Source organism: Kordia sp. (assembly GCF_965283645.1).
GTDB lineage: Bacteria > Bacteroidota > Bacteroidia > Flavobacteriales > Flavobacteriaceae > Kordia.
In genome coordinates, this window is record NZ_CBDIPG010000001.1 from 1,896,427 (window position 1) to 1,914,275 (window position 17,849).

Here is a 17,849-nt window from a genome sequence, read left to right on the forward strand (position 1 = left end):
TTTTGATAGAAACTAATTCGTATATCTCCAGTTTAGAGAAAAATGGTTTTGCTGTGTTAGATCGAATGTATTCAGATACAGAAATTGAGGCCATTAGTTCATGTATTGAAAAAGCAAGTACCACACAAAAACTTGCTGAAAGTTCGGTAAATTTATTTGCGATAAGACAAGTTGTTACCAGAATTCCTGAATTGAAATCGTTGTTATTTACTGAAAAGCTTCACAAATTGTTAGCTTCTCTTTTTGATGAATCTTATTTTTTGACAAAAGCTATTTATTTTGATAAACCAAGCGAATCTAATTGGTTTGTTGCGTATCATCAAGATATAAGTATTTCGGTTGACCGAAAAGAAGCCGTTTCAAACTATAAAAATTGGACGTTCAAAAAAGGGCAATTTGGTGTACAACCACCAATTGAAGTTTTGGAAAACATCATAACTCTCAGAGTACATTTAGACAAAACCGAAAAAGAAAATGGTGCCTTAAAAGTGATTCCAAATTCACACTTGAAAGGAATTTACAGACCTGAAACTATTGATTGGAACACCGAAACCGAACATGTTTGCGAAGTTGAAAAAGGCGGTATTATGCTCATGAAACCGTTAACACTTCATGCTTCCGAACGCACTACAAATCATAAACAAAGACGTGTTTTACATTTAGAATTTAGTACTAAGAAGTTGAAGAAACCGTTACAATGGTTAGAATATTGTAAAATTTAATGCAGATGATATTAGTATGATATCTACGCCTATTTTTAAAGGAAATTTTAAAACAGAAGTACACTTCAAAGTTGTTGGAGCGTATTCAAATGTATGTATAGGAAGGATTAATGAGCAACAATTTATTCTTTCTACATTCTAAAACTTGCTAATGTTTGCAGGAATTCCCTATATTGCAATTACCCAAATTGATTTTAATAGCCCTATAATGAAATTTAAAAGCCTACTGCTTTGCCTGTTGATTACGTTTAGTATCAGCTGTGAAGCAACACACAAACCTCACTATGATGCACTTTCAGGTCCATCACATCCTGATACTGTATTCCCTATTCCTGTTGGATTTATAAATGATTTTGATAATATTTTATCAGATGAGCAAGAAGCAACTTTGCTGCATTTAGTAAAGCAACATGAAGCAGAAACAACCAATCAAATTGCAATTGTAACACTTACGTCCATTCAAGGATATGAAGGGTTGGAATCGTATTCCTTAGATTTAGCTAATAATTGGGGAATTGGTCAAGAAGACAAAGATAACGGCATTCTCATTGCCTTATACATGAAAGATCGTCGCATTTGGATTCAGAATGGAAATGGTGTCATGAATAAGCTTACCGATGACAAAACGCTTCAAATCATCAATAAAATAATTGTTCCTGAGTTTAAAAAAGATGACTACTTCTCTGGTTTTGAAAAAGGAATTAAAGAAATTATTCGTGAGCTGAAATAATCATGAGAAAATCTGGTTGCTACGCTATCCTACTTTTTCCATTTACAATTTGTACTGAAAAAGTAGTAAAACGACTCGGAAAATAATTCGAAAAACTTCAAATTAAACTTAGTGTTTCTTCAGTTAAAAAAAATACACATTCAATTTTTCATCTTTTTTAATATTTTAAACTTCAACAAATCAACCATTTAATAGACTGAATTATTAAAAAAGACAGCCCGTTACGGAAATCCACAAAGAAAGCATCTTAGATCATGATAAGTTTGTAATTGATTAATTAACACGAACAAATCAATTATTAAAAATTACTTGATCTCATGAAGAAAAAACTACTTTTCTTATTCATTCTATTCTTTACAGCTTTTGGATTTGCACAGAAAAAAACAGTTGCCATCTCCACTTTTGAAGCTTCTAACAACGTTACCATTGCCAATACATATGTAAAAGCAATCGAAGACAAAGTGAAAGCAGCTATCAAAAACACCAATCGTTTTAAAATTGTCGATCGTGCAAACTATAAAAAACTACTTGCAGAAAGAGAGTTTCAAAAGAAAGAGGAGTTCATTGATGGTAAAGTTACTTCGGAAAGTTCTTTTGAAGGAGCAGAACAGATTGTTACGGGTAATATTAGCAATGTAAGCATCACAAAGAAAACATCAAAAAGCTCTATATATTACGTCTGTAAAATATCATTCTCGTTAGAAGTAATAGACATTGCCACTGGAAAAGTAATTGCTAGCGAAATGATAGAACCTAAGCAAACATTCTTGGGTAGTATTGTAAGTTCATACGATACAAAAACTCCCGAACAAGCGTTTTTCAACTCACTCAAAGGAACACAAAAAGCAATTGACAAGTTTGTCGCTGAGAACTTCCCTGTGACGACTCAAATTATTGAAATTACAAAAGCTTCCTCTAGTAAAGCGAAATCAGTATTGATTAATACAGGAACTATTAATGGCGCAAGAAAAAAGCAAGAATTTAAGGTTGTTGAACTTGTAAAATTGATGGTGAATGGTAAAGAGCTAACAAGAAGAAAAGAAATAGGAACATTAAAAATTACGACGGTTGAAGGTGATGAAATTTCAGAAGCAAAAGTTGTGAAAGGTGGCGATCTTATTTTAGCAAAGTTTAACTCAGGCACAAAAATTGAATGCTACTCAAAAAATTAATCTTATGTATAAAAAACTTATCATTCTAAGTATCACAATGCTTTTCGTTGCAAGTTGCGGACAAAAAGTGTATACACCACTAACGGCAGAATTGAGCGTTCTTACGGAACAAAAACATAAAACAATTGAAGTCCGAAGTTTAGGATATGGAAGTACGGAAGGCGAAGCTATTGGTGATTCAGAACGAAAAGTATTTGAAATTATTTTCTTTAGAGGCATTCCAAATACAAGTGTTGAAAAACCATTAATCGGTTCAAACGAAGCGTCTATAACTTCCCAACACAAAGCATATTTCACAAATTTCTTTAAAGAACGGTATCGTTCTTTTATCACTAGTTCGTACGTAAGTTCTGCATATAACAAGAGAGATAAAGTATTTACAGGAACAAATGATGTGAAAATTAACCTGCTTTCACTGAAGAAAGATTTAGAAGAATATAAAGTGATTAGAAAATTTGGACTTTAATACACAAGCAATCATGAAAATATATATATCATTACTTTTTTTAACGATTATCTGTGCTACGACAACACTTCAGGCACAAGAAAAAGTAACACAAGTTCAACCGACAATCATGGTCATTCCTTGGGTGAAAGAAGGACAAGATATTCGTACCATTCTCGAAGATGATTTTAACAAACGAATTGCAATCGCGAAAGTGAAAGAAGCTTTTGATGATCGTGGTTTTACGACGTATGATTTTACACAAAAACTAAAACAAGCTTTGAATGAAATGGCATTAAAATCTGACGAGAAGACAGATCTAAAATCCGAAGTCATTCGTTTGTCTACTGCTGATATTATTATAGAAACGGAAGTATTTGTACAGAAATCATCAACGGGTAATTCTGTGAAGCTGATTTTAGAAGGAAAATATGCTATAAATGCACAGTCGCTTTCAAATAAAATTGGAGAATCTGGAAAATTCTATACAGATGATATTGCCAAACTATCTAAAAAAGCTGTGGAGAGTTGCATCGAAGATTTTTTAAATACGATGAATGATAAGTTTGGGCAAATTGTAGAAAATGGAAAATCAATTCGAATCAATATTGGGTTCATCGAAGATTCTGAATATGACATGGATTCTGAAATTGGTGATGAAGGCGATATATTATCTGATCTCTTAGAAGAATGGCTTGAAGAAGAAGCTCACAACAATTATTTTCATCTTGGAGGAATCACTCCGAATTCTATGATCATTGATGATTTTAGAATTCCACTAAAAGATCCAAAAACAGGACGAAATTATAGAGCAACAAAAGTATCAAGCAAGTTGCGGAAATTCATAAAAAACAAATTCGGTTTAGCCGTGAAACAGGGAAAACGAAGCGAAGGCGAAATTAACATTATAATTCAATAGTCATGATTAAAAAAACAATACTATGCCTGTTATTTCTAGTATTTAACAGTGCTTTTTCGCAAAATTCAGATGCAGATTTAAATTCTCTTTCTTTGTCCGTGATATTGCCTGATAATTCTGAGTATTTGACACAGAAGACGTTATCAAAAATAGAGACAAAAATTCAACATATTGTCACAAGAAATGGTATTTCGGGAAGTGGATATTCGAATGAATTTTTAATTTATCCAAAATTTGAAATCTATGATGAATCTACCGTTACGGGAATGCGAAATTTGATTTCTATTGAAGTCGATTTTAGTTTGTTTATTCAACAATATAGTACTAGAAAAGTATATGCTTCGTATTCAAAATCGTTGAAAGGTAGCGGAACTTCTAAGCAAAAAGCGTTAAACAATGCCATTTCAAAGATTTCTACTTCCGATCCAAAACTGAAAGATTTTATCCTATCAGGAAAAGAAAAAATACTAGCGTATTATGAAAGTAATTGTGATCAGCTTACAAAAGATGCTGACGCGCATATTCAAATGAAACAATACAATCGCGCCATTGCTGTGTTGTCAACAATTCCTAGAGAAGCAAAAAAATGCTACGAAAGTGTGCAGCAAAAGTCTGTGGAAGCATATAATGCCTATCAAAAACAATTGTGCAAAAAGAATATGTTAGCCGCAAAAACGAAACTAGCTGCAAACGATTACAAAGGAGCATTACACACACTTCGCTATATTGATCCAAGCTCGCCTTGCGCTAAAGAGGCTGAGAGTTTAATCACAAAATCAGCGAGTAAAATAGATGAAAAGGAACGCAAAGAATGGAATCTGAGATTAAAAGTATATAACGATAATTATAATCTTAAGAAATATCGATTGCAAACCATTAGAGATATTGCTAAAGCATATTTCAATTCTAAACCACAAACCGTTATTTATAAAAGTCTTTTTTAATGTTTCATAGTCTTCGCAACATTATCTTCGTCTAAGATTTCGTTGGTTTCGGCTTGTACTTTTTTAAGGATTTCTTGTAAGTTTCCTTCTGTATCAATTTCATCATCAGCAATTAAATTAAGCAATGCTTTGTCTTGCGCACGCCCGATTTCCATGGCTTTGCTGTATGGGATGTCTTCGTTGAAGGTAACCATTGAGTATTTAGAGAAATACTGATCAGGGAAGTTTTTTTCCAAATCCATTTCTAGCTTTCGCTTTTCTTTAAAGATCGGATTTGCCACATGATCGCGCATTTCATAATAGTTATCAATTGCTAAATCGGCAATAGCATCTGTGTCTTTTTTACGCGCTTTTTCATACGTTTTAAAGACCGTTTCCCAATCGCCTTCATGTTTGTCTAAGATTTCATTAAAAACGACCACATCTTCAAAAGAAGCATTCATACCTTGTCCGTAAAACGGAACAATCGCATGCGCTGCATCACCCATTAAAAGTGTGTTATTCTTATATGACCAAGGCGAACATTTAACCGTTCCTAATGGTGCTGTTGGGTTTTCGAAGTATTCTTTTGTGAGTTCTGGAATTAATGGCACTAAATCTGGAAATTGGGTTTCAAAAAATTCCTGAACTCTTTCGTCTGTTGTTAAATTATTGAAATTGTATTCGCCTTCATCATACGACAAGAAAAGCGTTACCGTAAAACTACCATCTAAGTTTGGCAAGGCAATGATCATAAAATCACCTCTTGGCCAAATGTGCAAGGCATTTTTTTCTGTACGGAATCCGCCTGTTTTTGTTGGCGGAATGCTTAATTCTTTATAGCCATGACTAAGGTAATTCTGCGAATAGCTAAATAAAAATTTACGCTCTAAGTAATAACTTTTACGCAAAATGGAACCTGCACCATCTGTTCCGATAATTACAGCTGCTTTGACTTTTATTTCTTTTTTAGTCTCGTAACAATAGAAAGTTGCAATATTCTCTTCAATATCAATTGCCGTACATTTTTTGTTGAATGTAATATCAACCGCTTCATGTTCTTCTGCTTCTGTAAGTAATAACGCATTTAAATCGCCTCTAGAAATAGAATTGATATATTCATCATCACGACCTGAGTAGTTTGACATGAATGTATTTCCTTCCACATCATGAACCAAACGTCCGTGCATTGGAATACACAATGGCATTACTTTGTCGGTAATTCCAACCATATTCATGGCTTTGATTCCTCTGTCTGAAAATGCTAAATTGATTGATCTTCCTGCAGAAATATCTACTTTTCGTAAATCGGGACGACTTTCCATCACCGTAACTTTATAACCGCGTTGTCCTAAACGTAGTGCTAAAAGTGAACCGCATAATCCTGCGCCAACAATAAGTATATTTTCTTTCGTTTGCATATTACAAGCATTTTTTTAATTCGTCTACCATTCTGTAAACATCTTCATAGGTATTGTATAATGGAACTGGCGCGCAACGAATTACATCTGGTTCACGCCAATCGGAAATGATATGTTTGTCCATTAATTTTTGATGTAATGATTTATCAGCATTTTTAACTTGAATTGATAGTTGGCAACCTCTTTCTTCAGGATTTGAAGGTGTAATTATTTTGATATGATCTGTACCAATTTCATTAATTAAGTATTCAAAATAGGCTGTTAGTTTCAGAGATTTTTCGCGTAAAGCGTCCATTCCAACTTCATTAAACATATCTAATGAAGCTTTGATTGCCGCCATTGATAGTATTGGCGGATTGCTTAATTGCCAACTTTCCGCACCAGGAATTGGATTGAACTCATGACGCATGTTAAAACGTGTTTCCTTATCGTGTCCCCACCAACCAGTAAATCGATTCAATTCTTTATTGTGCGCGTGCTTTTCGTGTACAAATAATCCGGCTAAACTTCCTGGTCCAGCATTGAGATATTTGTACGTACACCAAGCCGCAAAATCCACACCTGAATCGTGTAAGTTTGGTTGAATGTTTCCAGCACCATGTGCGAGGTCAATTCCGACCATAGCGCCTTTTGCATGTCCAAGTTCGGCTATTTTTTTAATGTCAAAATATTGTCCTGTATAATAGTTTACGCCTCCAATCATTAACAAGGCAATTTCGTCTCCTTCTGCTTCTAATATTGCTTCTAGGTCTTCCATATGAAGCAATTCTTCACCGTCTCTTGGTTTCCATTCCAGCAAACCTTCTTTAGGATCGAAACCATGAAATTTGAGTTGTGATTCTACTGCATATCGATCTGATGGAAATGCATCACTTTCAATAACTATTTTGTATTTTGTTTTTGTAGGTTGGTAAAACGAAACCATCAATAAATGTAAATTCGTAGTAAGCGTATTCATAATTACGACTTCAATTGACTTCGCTCCCACTATTTTTGCCATGTTTTCTGTTAAGAATTCATGGTATGGCATCCACGGATTTTTTGCATCAAAATGTCCTTCTACACCTAAGTTTGCCCAATCATTTAATTCTTGCTGAATGTATTCTTGGGTTACTTTTGGTTGCAGTCCGAGTGAATTTCCACAGAAATAGATCCATTCGTTTCCGTTTTTATCTTTCGGAATGTGAAATTTATTTCGGTAACTTTTTAGAGGATCTTCTGCGTCTTGTTCTTGAGCGTACGCCAATGTATTTTGAAACATATTGAATGCTATTTTCATCAAAAATACGTATTCCATTTTGTAATAAAAAGATATCTATTATTTTATAAATCACTTTTTATTGTAATCGTTTTTTAATTGATATTTTTGCAGAAACATTTATGCTATGCACTTTATTCCAGAAGCTTTAGATAATTATGTTGTGGCGCATTCTGCCGATGAACCTGAATTATTGAAAGCGTTGACGCGTGAAACGTATCAGAAGGTTTTACAACCACGCATGCTTAGTGGACATTATCAAGGTCGTTTGTTGAGTATGTTGTCTAAATTAATTCGCCCAAAAACCATTTTAGAGATTGGAACGTATACAGGATATTCTGCTTTGTGTTTGGCGGAAGGAATGCAACCTGAAGGCGAATTGCACACTATTGATATTAACGAAGAACTGCACGATTTTCAACGCAAGTATTTTGATGCTTCTCCATTTGGAAACCAAATCTATCAATACACAGGAAATGCCTTGGAGATTATCCCTGACTTAGACAGAACGTTTGATTTGGTGTTTATTGATGCCGATAAGCCAAATTATCCTGCTTATTTTCATATGATTATGGAGCAAATGAATCCGAATGGAATTATTCTGTCGGATAATGTATTGTGGAGTGGAAAAGTGATTGAACCTTTACAGAAAAACGATATTTCTACGAAAGCTTTGTTGGAATATAATTCACTTTTAAAAAATGATCCACGCGTGGAAACCGTTGTGTTGCCTATTAGAGATGGGTTGACAATTAGTAGGGTTTTGTAGGTGTTTGGAGTTTAAAAATTCAATATTTATAATATAGCATTTTAACTTTGTTGATTTTTGGAGAAAACTGTATCGAGATCCTCTATGATACGATGAACATTTTACATTTAAAATTTTCAAAATTTGATATATCATTGTAAGGAAGAATGACGAAGCAATCTGTATCTACATCGGATACAACGTAGTTTTTGGAACGAGCAGATGCCACGAATTTTTTGAGATTCTATTCTTCAACGAGATTATTTCAATGATTTAAAAATAAAATCATTGAAATAAAAAAACTCTCGCCATTACGACGAGAGTTTCTCCCTATTTACTAAACTAAATATGCCAACTGTTCTATTGAACTGCTTGCAATGCATTTATATTTCCATATCCATACTGAGAGTTTTTGTTTGGATAGAAATCTGCAGATTGTTTCAATCTGTTTAATACTTGATCTTTTGTCCAGCTTGGATGTCTTGACCAAACTAAGGCTGCAATTCCTGCTGTTGTCGCTGTTGCTACAGACGATCCGCCTACGTAATCTGTTTGATTGTTATAATACCCCAATACTGGTGTTGTTCTATTTCCGTTTCCGTCACGTTGCATTACAATCGTGAAGTCAATCTTGCTTCCTTTGTGGCAAATATCACATTCTTTGTAACTATTTGCATCAGTTACTCCTGTTACAGCAACTGTTTCACTCATACTTGCAGGAAATATTACTCCTACAAAGTTAGTAAAAGTTGTTGAAGTTCCACCAGCTGCGAAGATTAATTTTCCTCTATTATTTGCATATCGTACCGCATCGCTGATTCTACCTATAGAAAATATGTTTCCGATAGACATAGAAATAATTTTTACATCATTTCTTCTACCAAGAGCTGTTAGTGCATTTGCAACACCTTTTTGCTCATGATAACCATCTAAAAGTACATTTTTTGTTCCACGATAGCTAATTAAATTTGCATTATATGCTACACCAACTGGCATTCCATTATTATTTCTTGGTGCAGTTGCTACAGAAGTCATACTTGTTCCATGCCCACATTGATCATTTGGTCCATCTGTACTTGACGACCATGGCCACCATGAATCTACAAAAGTTCCATATTTTTGAACGTAACGTCCAGAAGAATATCCATCATTGAAGTTTCCATTCATTAACGTGTTGTTTGGCGTTAATCCTGTATCAATAACTCCAATTCCAACTCCTGAACCTGTACTGTAGTTCCAAGCTGCTGGAATGTTATGTGTATTAAAATTCCAAGGTAATTTTGCTCCTGGAGCAATTGTTGTATAATCAGCTGCATTTAATGTTGCGCCATCATATCCACATCCTGCACCTGATTCTGGCGTTCCTTGATACTGCCAATATCTGTATCCTGCTGGTTCAATGTAACGGATTCCTTCTGCGCTTAACAAATTTTCAATTGTTGCTAAGTTTTCAACTTTTACATCAATGATATTTAGTTTGTCATCTTCATCTATTAAGATATCTGATGTTTTTTGCGCTCCAACTTTTTCATCTATAGCAATGTTTTTCAACAATCTATCTTTGATATCATTTGCATTGGAATTTTCTTTGTTGAAATCGTTATCATCAGCGCCAAATCCGACAGTAATAATATTGTCTCCATGAACAGCTGCACTCCAAATCATGTGTGCTTCCATGTTTTTCCACTCAAAATCAATACGCTGCTCAATGGTTTCGTTAATTTTCGCATTAATTTGCTGTGGAGTTAGTGCTTCTCGTTGTACAACAACTACACTTTCTTCTTCTTGTAGGTTTTCATTAATTTTCGCGTCTTTTGAACATGCAATGATGCTTAAAGCAGTCATTACTAAGACGAGTCTTAGGTTAAGATTTTTCATTCTTTTTTGGTAATTGGTTAAAATTTTAACGAATATATTAATAAATTCGTAATTTTACTATGCGCGCATTGCAAATTCGATGAAATGCAAACCCAATTAAAGTTCCAACAATAATTCCTGTTAAGATATCAGAAGGATAGTGAACTGCAAAATACAATCGACTATAGATAAATAATAATGGCCAAATGTATAGCAAACGTATGAACGGAAATACTTTTCGCATGACTAAAACTAGATAAGTTGTTAGTGCAAAAGAAACCGTTGCGTGTCCTGAAAAGAAACTATAATTGGTTGGTTTGATGATGATATTTAAGAATGGTGCAACAGTTGGGTTGTTGCATGGACGAAGTCGCTCTATACCCATTTTAATAAATTCTACTAAGAATAGAGAAAAGAACAAGATAAATAATCCGTATCCTATAATATATCGTGCTTGATGTTTGGGGAGTTTTTTATAAATTTTATAGAAAATGTATAGTAGTAATGGTACCCAGTAGATAAAACTTGTGACGTATATCCAGAAAACATCATATTGGATTTCGCCTAGATTGTTTAGGTAAATCAGTAATTCCTTGTCATATGAAAGTAAATCATCCAGCATTAAAATTGCCTTTTGATAGGACCAGACATGTCTTCGATATCTTCTTTAACTTTTTTTATTTCTTTTTGAATATCGCCTGTAATGTCCGTATCTAAACCATTATCCTCTGCACTTTTTTGGATTTCGTGTTTTATTTCATTGGTGGCATCTTTCAATTGACGCATTCCTTTCCCAAGTCCTCTTGCTATCTCTGGAATTTTGTCAGCACCAAATACCAAAACCACGATTAACATAATTACGAATATTTCTCCTCCACTAATGAATAATGCCATGTGTTCTTGTATTATTATGCAAATATAGTCAAGTTAACATTATGGAATAAAAAAACCAGCAATTAAGCTGGTTTTTTATGAATATGTTTTAAATATTACTGTTTTACTTTATTTTCTTTAAACTTCTTGAAGTCTGTATTTCCTTCTTCACTTGGCCAAGCATTGTTTGATGTATCAATGTCAGCTGTTTCAAGTTTTGGATCTAATTGAAGTGTTTTGATAGCCTTGCTAGATGAGATTACAATTTTTGCACTGTTATCATTCTTTCTCCATATTTGAACAGGATATTTCATCATTTCTGTAGTTCCATCTTCATATGTACATTCTACAATAATTGGCATTACCAATCCACCAGGCTTGTTAAATTTAACTTCATAGAAGTATTTAGGGTTTTTCATTGAAGCTCTTTCTTGCTCAGAAAAATTGTCCATTAAGTATTCTTTTAATGGTACATTTTGTTCCATACTTAATATCGCTTGTCCTTCATTATCTTTTTTGTATCGTTCATCATCTTCACCAACGAAATATACAAATCCTCCATTTTTACTTTCTCTTGATGCAACTTGATATTTTTCTACACTTTCAATTCCTATGTCAACATAATCTGTTGTGTAAAACCATCCTCTCCAAAACCAATCTAAATCGATTCCTGATGCATCTTCCATTGTTCTGAAGAAATCTTCTGGACTTGGATGTTTGAACATCCAACGCTGTGAATATGTTTTGAATGCATGATCAAATGCTTCTTTTCCCATAATTGTTTCACGCAAGATATTTAATCCTGTTGCTGGCTTTCCGTAAGCGTTTGGTCCTAATTGGTGTACATTTTCAGGATTTGACATGATTGGTGATAGTCTTGATTGACTTCCTTTCATATACGGAACTATTTTTGACGCTTCACCTCTACGTGAAGGATATTTTCCACCTGTTGATGCTACTGATTCTGGGTATTCTTTTGCGAATTCTTGCTCAGATAAATATTGCATAAATGTATCTAAACCTTCATCCATCCATCCCCATTGACGCTCATCAGAGTTTACAATCATTGGGAAAAAGTTATGTCCAACTTCGTGAATAATTACACTAATCATTCCAAATTTTGTACGCTCAGAGTACGTTCCGTCTTCGCTTGGACGTCCATAATTCCAGCAAATCATTGGATATTCCATTCCTTGATTCTTTGCATGTACAGAGATTGCTTTGTGGTATGGATAGTCGAATGTGTGTTTTGAATATGTTTCTAAAGTACTTGCTACTGCTTTTGTTGAGTATTCTTCCCAAAGTGGATTTCCTTCTTTAGGATACATTGATACTGCCATTACTTTTTTACCGTTGATATCAACAGCTTGCATATCCCAAATAAATTTACGCGACGTTGCAAAAGCAAAATCTCTTACGTTTTCAGCATAAAATTTCCATGTTTTCTTTTTGTTAGAAAAATCTTTTTCAGCTGCTGCTGCTTCTTCTTGTGTTACAATGATAACTGGTTTGTCGTACGACTCTAATGCTTGATCGTAACGTTGCATCATCTTTTTAGAGAAGACACTTTTTCTATTTTGTAATTTTCCTGTCGCGTCTAATATGTGATCCGCAGGAACTGTAATGTTTACTTTGTAATTTCCGAATGGTAATGCAAATTCTCCATTCCCCCAAAACTGATAGTTTTGCCATCCTTCTACATCATTATATACAGCCATTCTTGGGAAAAACTGAGCAATTACATAAGCATTGTTACCATCTTTTGCAAAGTGCTCATATCCTGAACGTGCTCTGTTTGTAACGTGGTTGTTTACATTATACCACCATTTGATTGTGAATGATACTTTGTCACCAGCTTCTAATGTTTCTGGTAAATCAATACGCATCATTGTTTCATTGATGGTAAATGATAGTGGTTTTCCTCTATCATCTCTTACGTAATCAATATTAAAACCTCCATCAAAAGGATCAGCCACATAACTTTTTACAAATGTAGAAGTTCTTTGTAAACGCGGAATTCGTCCTCCATTTTTTAGAGAAGCTTGTGAGTTTTTCGCTCTTACATTTTGATCTAACTGTACCCAAAGATAATCTAAGTCGTCTGGCGAGTTATTGGTATACGTAATAGTTTCAACTCCGTATAATTTTTGAGTCTTATCATCAAGTTCAATATCCATTTCATAGTCTGCCTGTTGCTGATAGTAAGCACTTCCAGGCGCACCAGATGCTGTTCTGTACATGTTTGGTGTAGAGAATTCTTGATATAACTGTCTAAATTTGTTTTGATTGATGTGTCCTTGCGGCTTCTTGTCGTCTTGATTTTCCTGAGCTGTCGCTAGGTTCGCTCCTATAAATAGAAATGCGAGAATGTAAAAATGTATTCGTTTCATTAGGCTTGTTAATAGGTTTGTGTGATTCAATTTGTGAAATTAATTATTTTCAATAGTTATTGTGAAAAATTTAACAAACCTTTATCATTTTCTTTAACTAATAATAAGCTTTTACGTTGATTCTTTACTTTTACATGCACTAAATTCTGCTGATCTTCTTCTAATTCGTATAAGATGTCGTTTTCGACTTCTATAGAAGTTACATTTTGTATGTTTGCTATTTCTAGATAACAAATAGTCACATCATCTTCATATCTTTTTCCAATGAATGTGAATTCTTTTTGTGCTCCATTTACCCAAAACTTTAGTTTTTTCTTTAGGTATTTTTCCATCAATTGCTCTACTTCTTTTGCGTTTTTTTCTGTAGTGAGTTCTTCTTTTAAGTCATATCGCATTTGCATAACTTTTTGAAAATCATCAATAAAAATTCGAGTTGTAATTTGTAATGAGTTGTCAAGATTACTGTGTTCTATATTGGTAACGCTTACATAGAATTTATGAGCTGCCACAAAAGATAGCAAAGGAAGTATGAAGAGTAAGACTAGTGATTTGTATGATTTCATTGATATGTTTTATCTTTATTTTGTTGTGACAAAGATATCCAAAAAGCGTTCCAAAAAAAGGTTTCAGCAAATTAGTCTAGCCTTTAGTTTTTATAGATTTCAAAAATGTTTTGCTATTTTTCACCATAAAATCAATCATTAAGAATTCGTTTTTCGTTGCGAATATCTTTTCTGATGGCATTTGATCATCACAATAGTATAGAAACATCACTATTTGATCTTCTGGAATGCTCAAGCTTTTGGTAAAGAATTCATCCTCGTAACGCGAACGAATTTCATTAAAACTTGTACGCTTATGAATAGGTCTAATTATTTCTTCCTCTATTGGTGCATCATCTCTATCTCCTTTTCCAAAAATTGCTGTTACCAGTAACCCTATAAGTCCAATAGCATCAGCTCCTTGAAAGCTTGCTTCATTTAAAGCTTCATTTCTCACCTTGGAATATCGATCGTCCGCATATTGATAATCTTTAAATTTCAAAATTTGTTCTTCTTGAAAATTTAGAAATTTCTCTTGATTTTCTGGACTAATTACAACAGTATCTAATTCTTCAACCTTTTCTTTTACCTCAACAACTAATCGATTATTTTGAAGAATCTCTTTTGTAATTGAAAGTTCTTTTATTGTATATTGAATTGAAGAAAAAACTAGAATATCACCTTCCTTGACTAGAATTTCATATTCTCCTTTTCCATTGGTTGCCGTTCCTTTACTTGTAGTATTATTTACAACATTTACACCAACTACATTTACATTTCTATAGATAACTTTTCCACGCAGAATTTTTCGCTTTGTGTTTTGAGCTACCAGTATTGTTGAAATTAATAGACATATTAAAAGTAAATTTTGTTTCATTTAGTTTTTGGTAAAAAGGTATTGTTATAATTAGGGTATATAGCAACGAACTATTGTCCTCAAAAAATGTATAAACAGGCTTGTTTTATACATATGAGTTAGAAAATTTAGTTTTTGGTTTTAATGGATTTCAAAAACTCTTTACTGTTTTTTACCATAAAATCAATCATTAAGAATTCATTTTTCGTTGTAAATATATCTTCTGATGGCAATTGATCGTCACAATAGTATAAAAAAGCACTTATTTTATCTTCAGGAATGTTTAAGTTTTTGGTAAAGAATTCATCTTTGTAACGCGAACGAATATCATTAAAACTTGTACGCTCGTATATTTTCTTTTCTTTTTCTCTTTTCTTGCCTTTTCCTATAATAGAATTCAGCAACATACCAACAAGTCCAAGTATGTTAGCTCCTTGAAAGTTTGCTTGATCTAATGCTTCATTTCGCACTGCAGAATAGCGATCGTCTGCAAATTGATAATTTTTATATTTCGCAATTTGCTCTTCTTGAACATCGAGAAATTTTTCTTTATTTTCAGGACTTACAACTACTTCATCTAATTCTTCTACTTTTTCTTTTACCTCAACAACCAAACGGTTATTTTGAAGAATTTTATCAGTGATCGTAATTTCTTTTATAGTATATTGAACCGAAGAAAACACCAAAATATCTCCGTCTTTCGCTAAAATTTCATATTCACCTTTGCTGTTCGTTGCTGTTCCTTTACTCGTCGTATTATTTACAACATTTACACCAACTACATTTACATTTCTATAAATAACTTTTCCGCGCAAAATTTTCCGATCAGTATCTTGCGCTATTGCTATTGCTGAGATTAAGAGACATATTAAAAGTAATTTTTGCTTCATTTAGGTTTGGTATTATTGGTTAAATAGGTGTCGTTAAATTTAGACTATAAAGAAATTAATTATTGTCCTTAAAAAAATGCCAACATCCATTAAACTTTTGTTAAAAACTTATTATGATTACTTTTACATTTTAGAAAAAACACAAGCTTTTACGCCTTATGAAAAATATGATCATCGCTAGTACTTCAACAGTTCACGGAAGTGGATATTTAGCCTATATTCTTGATGAACTTGCTTCACTATATAAAGATACGGAAGAAATTTTATTTATTCCCTATGCAAGACCAGGCGGAATTACACATGATGAATATACTGCAATTGCCGCGAAAGCTTTTAAAACGATTGGAAAAACTGTTAGAGGTGTGCATGAGTTTGATAATCCGAATGAAGCTGTAACAAACGCTAAAGGAATTTTTACGGGTGGCGGAAATACATTTTTGCTTGTTTCACAATTGTATAAAACACAAGTTATTGTTTCACTTAGAGAAGCTATTTTTAATGGAATACCTTATTTGGGAACAAGTGCAGGAAGTAATATTTGCGGACTTACAATGCAAACAACGAATGATATGCCAATTATATATCCGCCGAGTTTTAAAACGTTGGGAACAATTCCTTTTAATATAAATCCGCATTATTTAGATCCGGTCGAAGGTGACACACACATGGGAGAAACGCGTGAAACACGCATTAAAGAGTTTCATAAATTTAATACACTTCCAGTAGTTGGCATAAGAGAAGGAAGCTGGATTCGTGTTGTTGGTGATTCAATTACCTTAGCTGGTTTGCATTCAGCACGTATTTTTGAACATGACAAAACACCGTATGAACTAGCTTCTGGAAAAGAATTAGTTTTTTAAAACTTTACAACATTTCTTTAAAATATTGAGCTTGTCTTTTAAACTTCTCACAATTGAGTTTCATGAATAAAAAAAGCCGATTCAAATGAATCGGCTTTTTGTTGAGCGAAAGACCGGGTTCGAACCGGCGACATTCAGCTTGGAAGGCTGACGCTCTACCAACTGAGCTACTTTCGCATTGCGGGTGCAAATATAGAGAAACATGCCTTTATTTACCAAACATTTTTTTAGATTTTTTTCAAAAAATGATAACCTCGTGCTATAAATCCCTGATTATTATAGAATTTATGTGATGGAAAATTTTCCACATACGTATTCAATTCTATCGTGCTAACACCTTTTTCTTTCCCATACACTTCAATCCAATCAAATAATTGCTTTCCAATTCCTTTACTTCTGTAGTTTTCTTCAATGTACACATGATCGGGTTCAAAACTTCTTCCACAATAATGACGTGTCATACTCCACAAACCAAAACAACCAATTAACTGTGTATTATCATAAATTGCAAAAGCTTCATAATTCTGCTCTAGCATTTCTTCAAAACGTTCTTTTAATAGTTCCATTGGAACTTTTTGAGCATTCATAATATCCAAATATGGCAAAATGATGCCTGCTTCTTCCGTCGTAAGCAATTTGAAAGTAATTTGCATAGTGTAATTTTTTATTCAAAATTAATTTATTTCTATAAAAATAGACTCCAAAATTAGTTATACTTTTGAATATTTGAATAAATTTTGTGATTATGAAAGTCAACGAATCGTTCACTATAAAAGACATTACGGCAAAAAAAGCATACGATGTACGGCATCCTGTGTTGCGTGAAGGAAAACCAATAGATTCTTGTCGTTTTGATGGAGATGATTTGTCTACAACGTTTCATTTGGGATATTTTACAGAAGATCAATTGGTTGGCGTTGTTACGTTATTAGAGAAAAATCATGCTACTTTGGTTACAGAAAAAGCATTTCAGTTGCGTGGAATGGCAGTTTTGACAAGTTTTCAAAAAAGAGGAATTGGTGATGCGTTGGTAAAAAAAGCAGAAGAAATGATTCAAGAACGTGGTGGCACTTTTATGTGGATGAATGCACGTGAAATTGCTGTTCGGTTTTATGAAAAATTAGGCTATCAAAAACATGGCGACCCATTTTCTATTCCAAAAATTGGATTGCATTTTACGATGGTAAAAACACTTTAACAAAAAAGATTAACGCCCTTTTAACGCTTTAGAGAAAGTAAAAGA

19 protein-coding genes and 1 tRNA gene are annotated in these 17,849 nt (G+C 33.4%); 9 read left to right on the forward strand and 11 right to left on the reverse strand.

What is annotated here, in order from left to right; translation table 11 throughout:
* Nucleotides 1–2 precede the first annotated feature (2 nt).
* From ACQ654_RS08205 to ACQ654_RS08230, 6 genes are all read left to right on the forward strand, one after another.
* Nucleotides 3–722, forward strand: coding sequence for a phytanoyl-CoA dioxygenase family protein (locus ACQ654_RS08205; protein ID WP_430409834.1), 720 nt, complete (start codon nucleotides 3–5; stop codon nucleotides 720–722).
* A gap of 151 nt (nucleotides 723–873) precedes the next feature.
* Nucleotides 874–1,452, forward strand: coding sequence for a TPM domain-containing protein (locus ACQ654_RS08210; RefSeq protein ID WP_430409835.1), 579 nt, complete (start codon nucleotides 874–876; stop codon nucleotides 1,450–1,452).
* A 317-nt stretch (nucleotides 1,453–1,769) separates the two neighbouring features.
* Nucleotides 1,770–2,624 (forward strand): CsgG/HfaB family protein, encoded by an 855-nt coding sequence (locus tag ACQ654_RS08215; protein WP_430409836.1) that lies wholly within the window; start codon nucleotides 1,770–1,772, stop codon nucleotides 2,622–2,624.
* Between the two features lie 4 nt (nucleotides 2,625–2,628).
* Entirely contained in the window at nucleotides 2,629–3,090 is a 462-nt protein-coding gene (locus ACQ654_RS08220) for a hypothetical protein (RefSeq protein ID WP_430409837.1), read from the forward strand.
* 13 nt (nucleotides 3,091–3,103) lie between these two features.
* Nucleotides 3,104–3,988: a DUF6175 family protein gene (locus ACQ654_RS08225; protein WP_430409838.1), complete on the forward strand. Its 885-nt coding sequence runs from the start codon at nucleotides 3,104–3,106 to the stop codon at nucleotides 3,986–3,988.
* Between the two features lie 2 nt (nucleotides 3,989–3,990).
* Nucleotides 3,991–4,932, forward strand: coding sequence for a hypothetical protein (locus ACQ654_RS08230; RefSeq protein ID WP_430409839.1), 942 nt, complete (start codon nucleotides 3,991–3,993; stop codon nucleotides 4,930–4,932).
* Here ACQ654_RS08230 and ACQ654_RS08235 read toward each other — a convergent pair.
* Together ACQ654_RS08235 and kynU are read right to left on the reverse strand one after the other, a co-directional pair.
* A complete protein-coding gene (locus ACQ654_RS08235) occupies nucleotides 4,929–6,332 on the reverse strand; it encodes an FAD-dependent oxidoreductase (protein ID WP_430409840.1) in 1,404 nt (467 codons plus the stop codon). The genes ACQ654_RS08230 and ACQ654_RS08235 overlap by 4 nt on opposite strands.
* Nucleotide 6,333: 1 nt before the next feature.
* Nucleotides 6,334–7,629 carry a kynureninase gene (gene kynU / locus ACQ654_RS08240; RefSeq protein ID WP_430409841.1) on the reverse strand — a complete coding sequence of 432 codons (1,296 nt, stop codon included), beginning with the start codon at nucleotides 7,627–7,629 and terminating at the stop codon, nucleotides 6,334–6,336.
* An 88-nt stretch (nucleotides 7,630–7,717) separates the two neighbouring features.
* Here kynU and ACQ654_RS08245 point away from each other — a divergent pair, with 88 nt between their 5' ends.
* Nucleotides 7,718–8,359 carry an O-methyltransferase gene (locus ACQ654_RS08245; protein ID WP_430409842.1) on the forward strand — a complete coding sequence of 214 codons (642 nt, stop codon included), beginning with the start codon at nucleotides 7,718–7,720 and terminating at the stop codon, nucleotides 8,357–8,359.
* Between the two features lie 339 nt (nucleotides 8,360–8,698).
* Here ACQ654_RS08245 and ACQ654_RS08250 read toward each other — a convergent pair whose 3' ends face one another.
* From ACQ654_RS08250 to ACQ654_RS08280, 7 genes are all read right to left on the reverse strand, one after another.
* Entirely contained in the window at nucleotides 8,699–10,216 is a 1,518-nt protein-coding gene (locus tag ACQ654_RS08250; protein WP_430409843.1) for a S8 family peptidase, read from the reverse strand.
* A 37-nt stretch (nucleotides 10,217–10,253) separates the two neighbouring features.
* A complete protein-coding gene (locus tag ACQ654_RS08255; RefSeq protein ID WP_430409844.1) occupies nucleotides 10,254–10,817 on the reverse strand; it encodes a phosphatase PAP2 family protein in 564 nt (187 codons plus the stop codon).
* On the reverse strand, nucleotides 10,817–11,089 hold the full coding sequence (locus ACQ654_RS08260; protein ID WP_430409845.1) for a Sec-independent protein translocase subunit TatA/TatB: 273 nt from the start codon (nucleotides 11,087–11,089) through the stop codon (nucleotides 10,817–10,819). The genes ACQ654_RS08255 and ACQ654_RS08260 overlap by 1 nt, the downstream gene beginning before the upstream one ends.
* Nucleotides 11,090–11,184: 95 nt before the next feature.
* A complete protein-coding gene (locus ACQ654_RS08265; protein WP_430409846.1) occupies nucleotides 11,185–13,458 on the reverse strand; it encodes a M1 family metallopeptidase in 2,274 nt (757 codons plus the stop codon).
* A 56-nt stretch (nucleotides 13,459–13,514) separates the two neighbouring features.
* The gene (locus ACQ654_RS08270) at nucleotides 13,515–14,021 is read right to left on the reverse strand and encodes a DUF6702 family protein (protein ID WP_430409847.1); all 507 of its coding nucleotides are present in this window, start codon (nucleotides 14,019–14,021) and stop codon (nucleotides 13,515–13,517) included.
* 76 nt (nucleotides 14,022–14,097) lie between these two features.
* Nucleotides 14,098–14,877, reverse strand: a complete 780-nt coding sequence (locus tag ACQ654_RS08275; protein WP_430409848.1) for a carboxypeptidase-like regulatory domain-containing protein — start codon at nucleotides 14,875–14,877, stop codon at nucleotides 14,098–14,100.
* Between the two features lie 107 nt (nucleotides 14,878–14,984).
* Nucleotides 14,985–15,746, reverse strand: coding sequence for a carboxypeptidase-like regulatory domain-containing protein (locus tag ACQ654_RS08280; protein ID WP_430409849.1), 762 nt, complete (start codon nucleotides 15,744–15,746; stop codon nucleotides 14,985–14,987).
* A 158-nt stretch (nucleotides 15,747–15,904) separates the two neighbouring features.
* Here ACQ654_RS08280 and pepE point away from each other — a divergent pair, with 158 nt between their 5' ends.
* Nucleotides 15,905–16,606 (forward strand): dipeptidase PepE, encoded by a 702-nt coding sequence (pepE, locus tag ACQ654_RS08285; protein WP_430409850.1) that lies wholly within the window; start codon nucleotides 15,905–15,907, stop codon nucleotides 16,604–16,606.
* A gap of 104 nt (nucleotides 16,607–16,710) precedes the next feature.
* Here the strand turns inward: pepE and ACQ654_RS08290 are convergent.
* Nucleotides 16,711–16,783 (reverse strand) — tRNA-Gly (locus ACQ654_RS08290).
* A 50-nt stretch (nucleotides 16,784–16,833) separates the two neighbouring features.
* Nucleotides 16,834–17,259: a GNAT family N-acetyltransferase gene (locus tag ACQ654_RS08295; RefSeq protein ID WP_430409851.1), complete on the reverse strand. Its 426-nt coding sequence runs from the start codon at nucleotides 17,257–17,259 to the stop codon at nucleotides 16,834–16,836.
* Nucleotides 17,260–17,351: 92 nt separating this feature from the next.
* Between ACQ654_RS08295 and ACQ654_RS08300 the strand changes: the two genes are divergently transcribed.
* Nucleotides 17,352–17,804, forward strand: a complete 453-nt coding sequence (locus ACQ654_RS08300; protein WP_430409852.1) for a GNAT family N-acetyltransferase — start codon at nucleotides 17,352–17,354, stop codon at nucleotides 17,802–17,804.
* Nucleotides 17,805–17,849 lie beyond the last annotated feature (45 nt).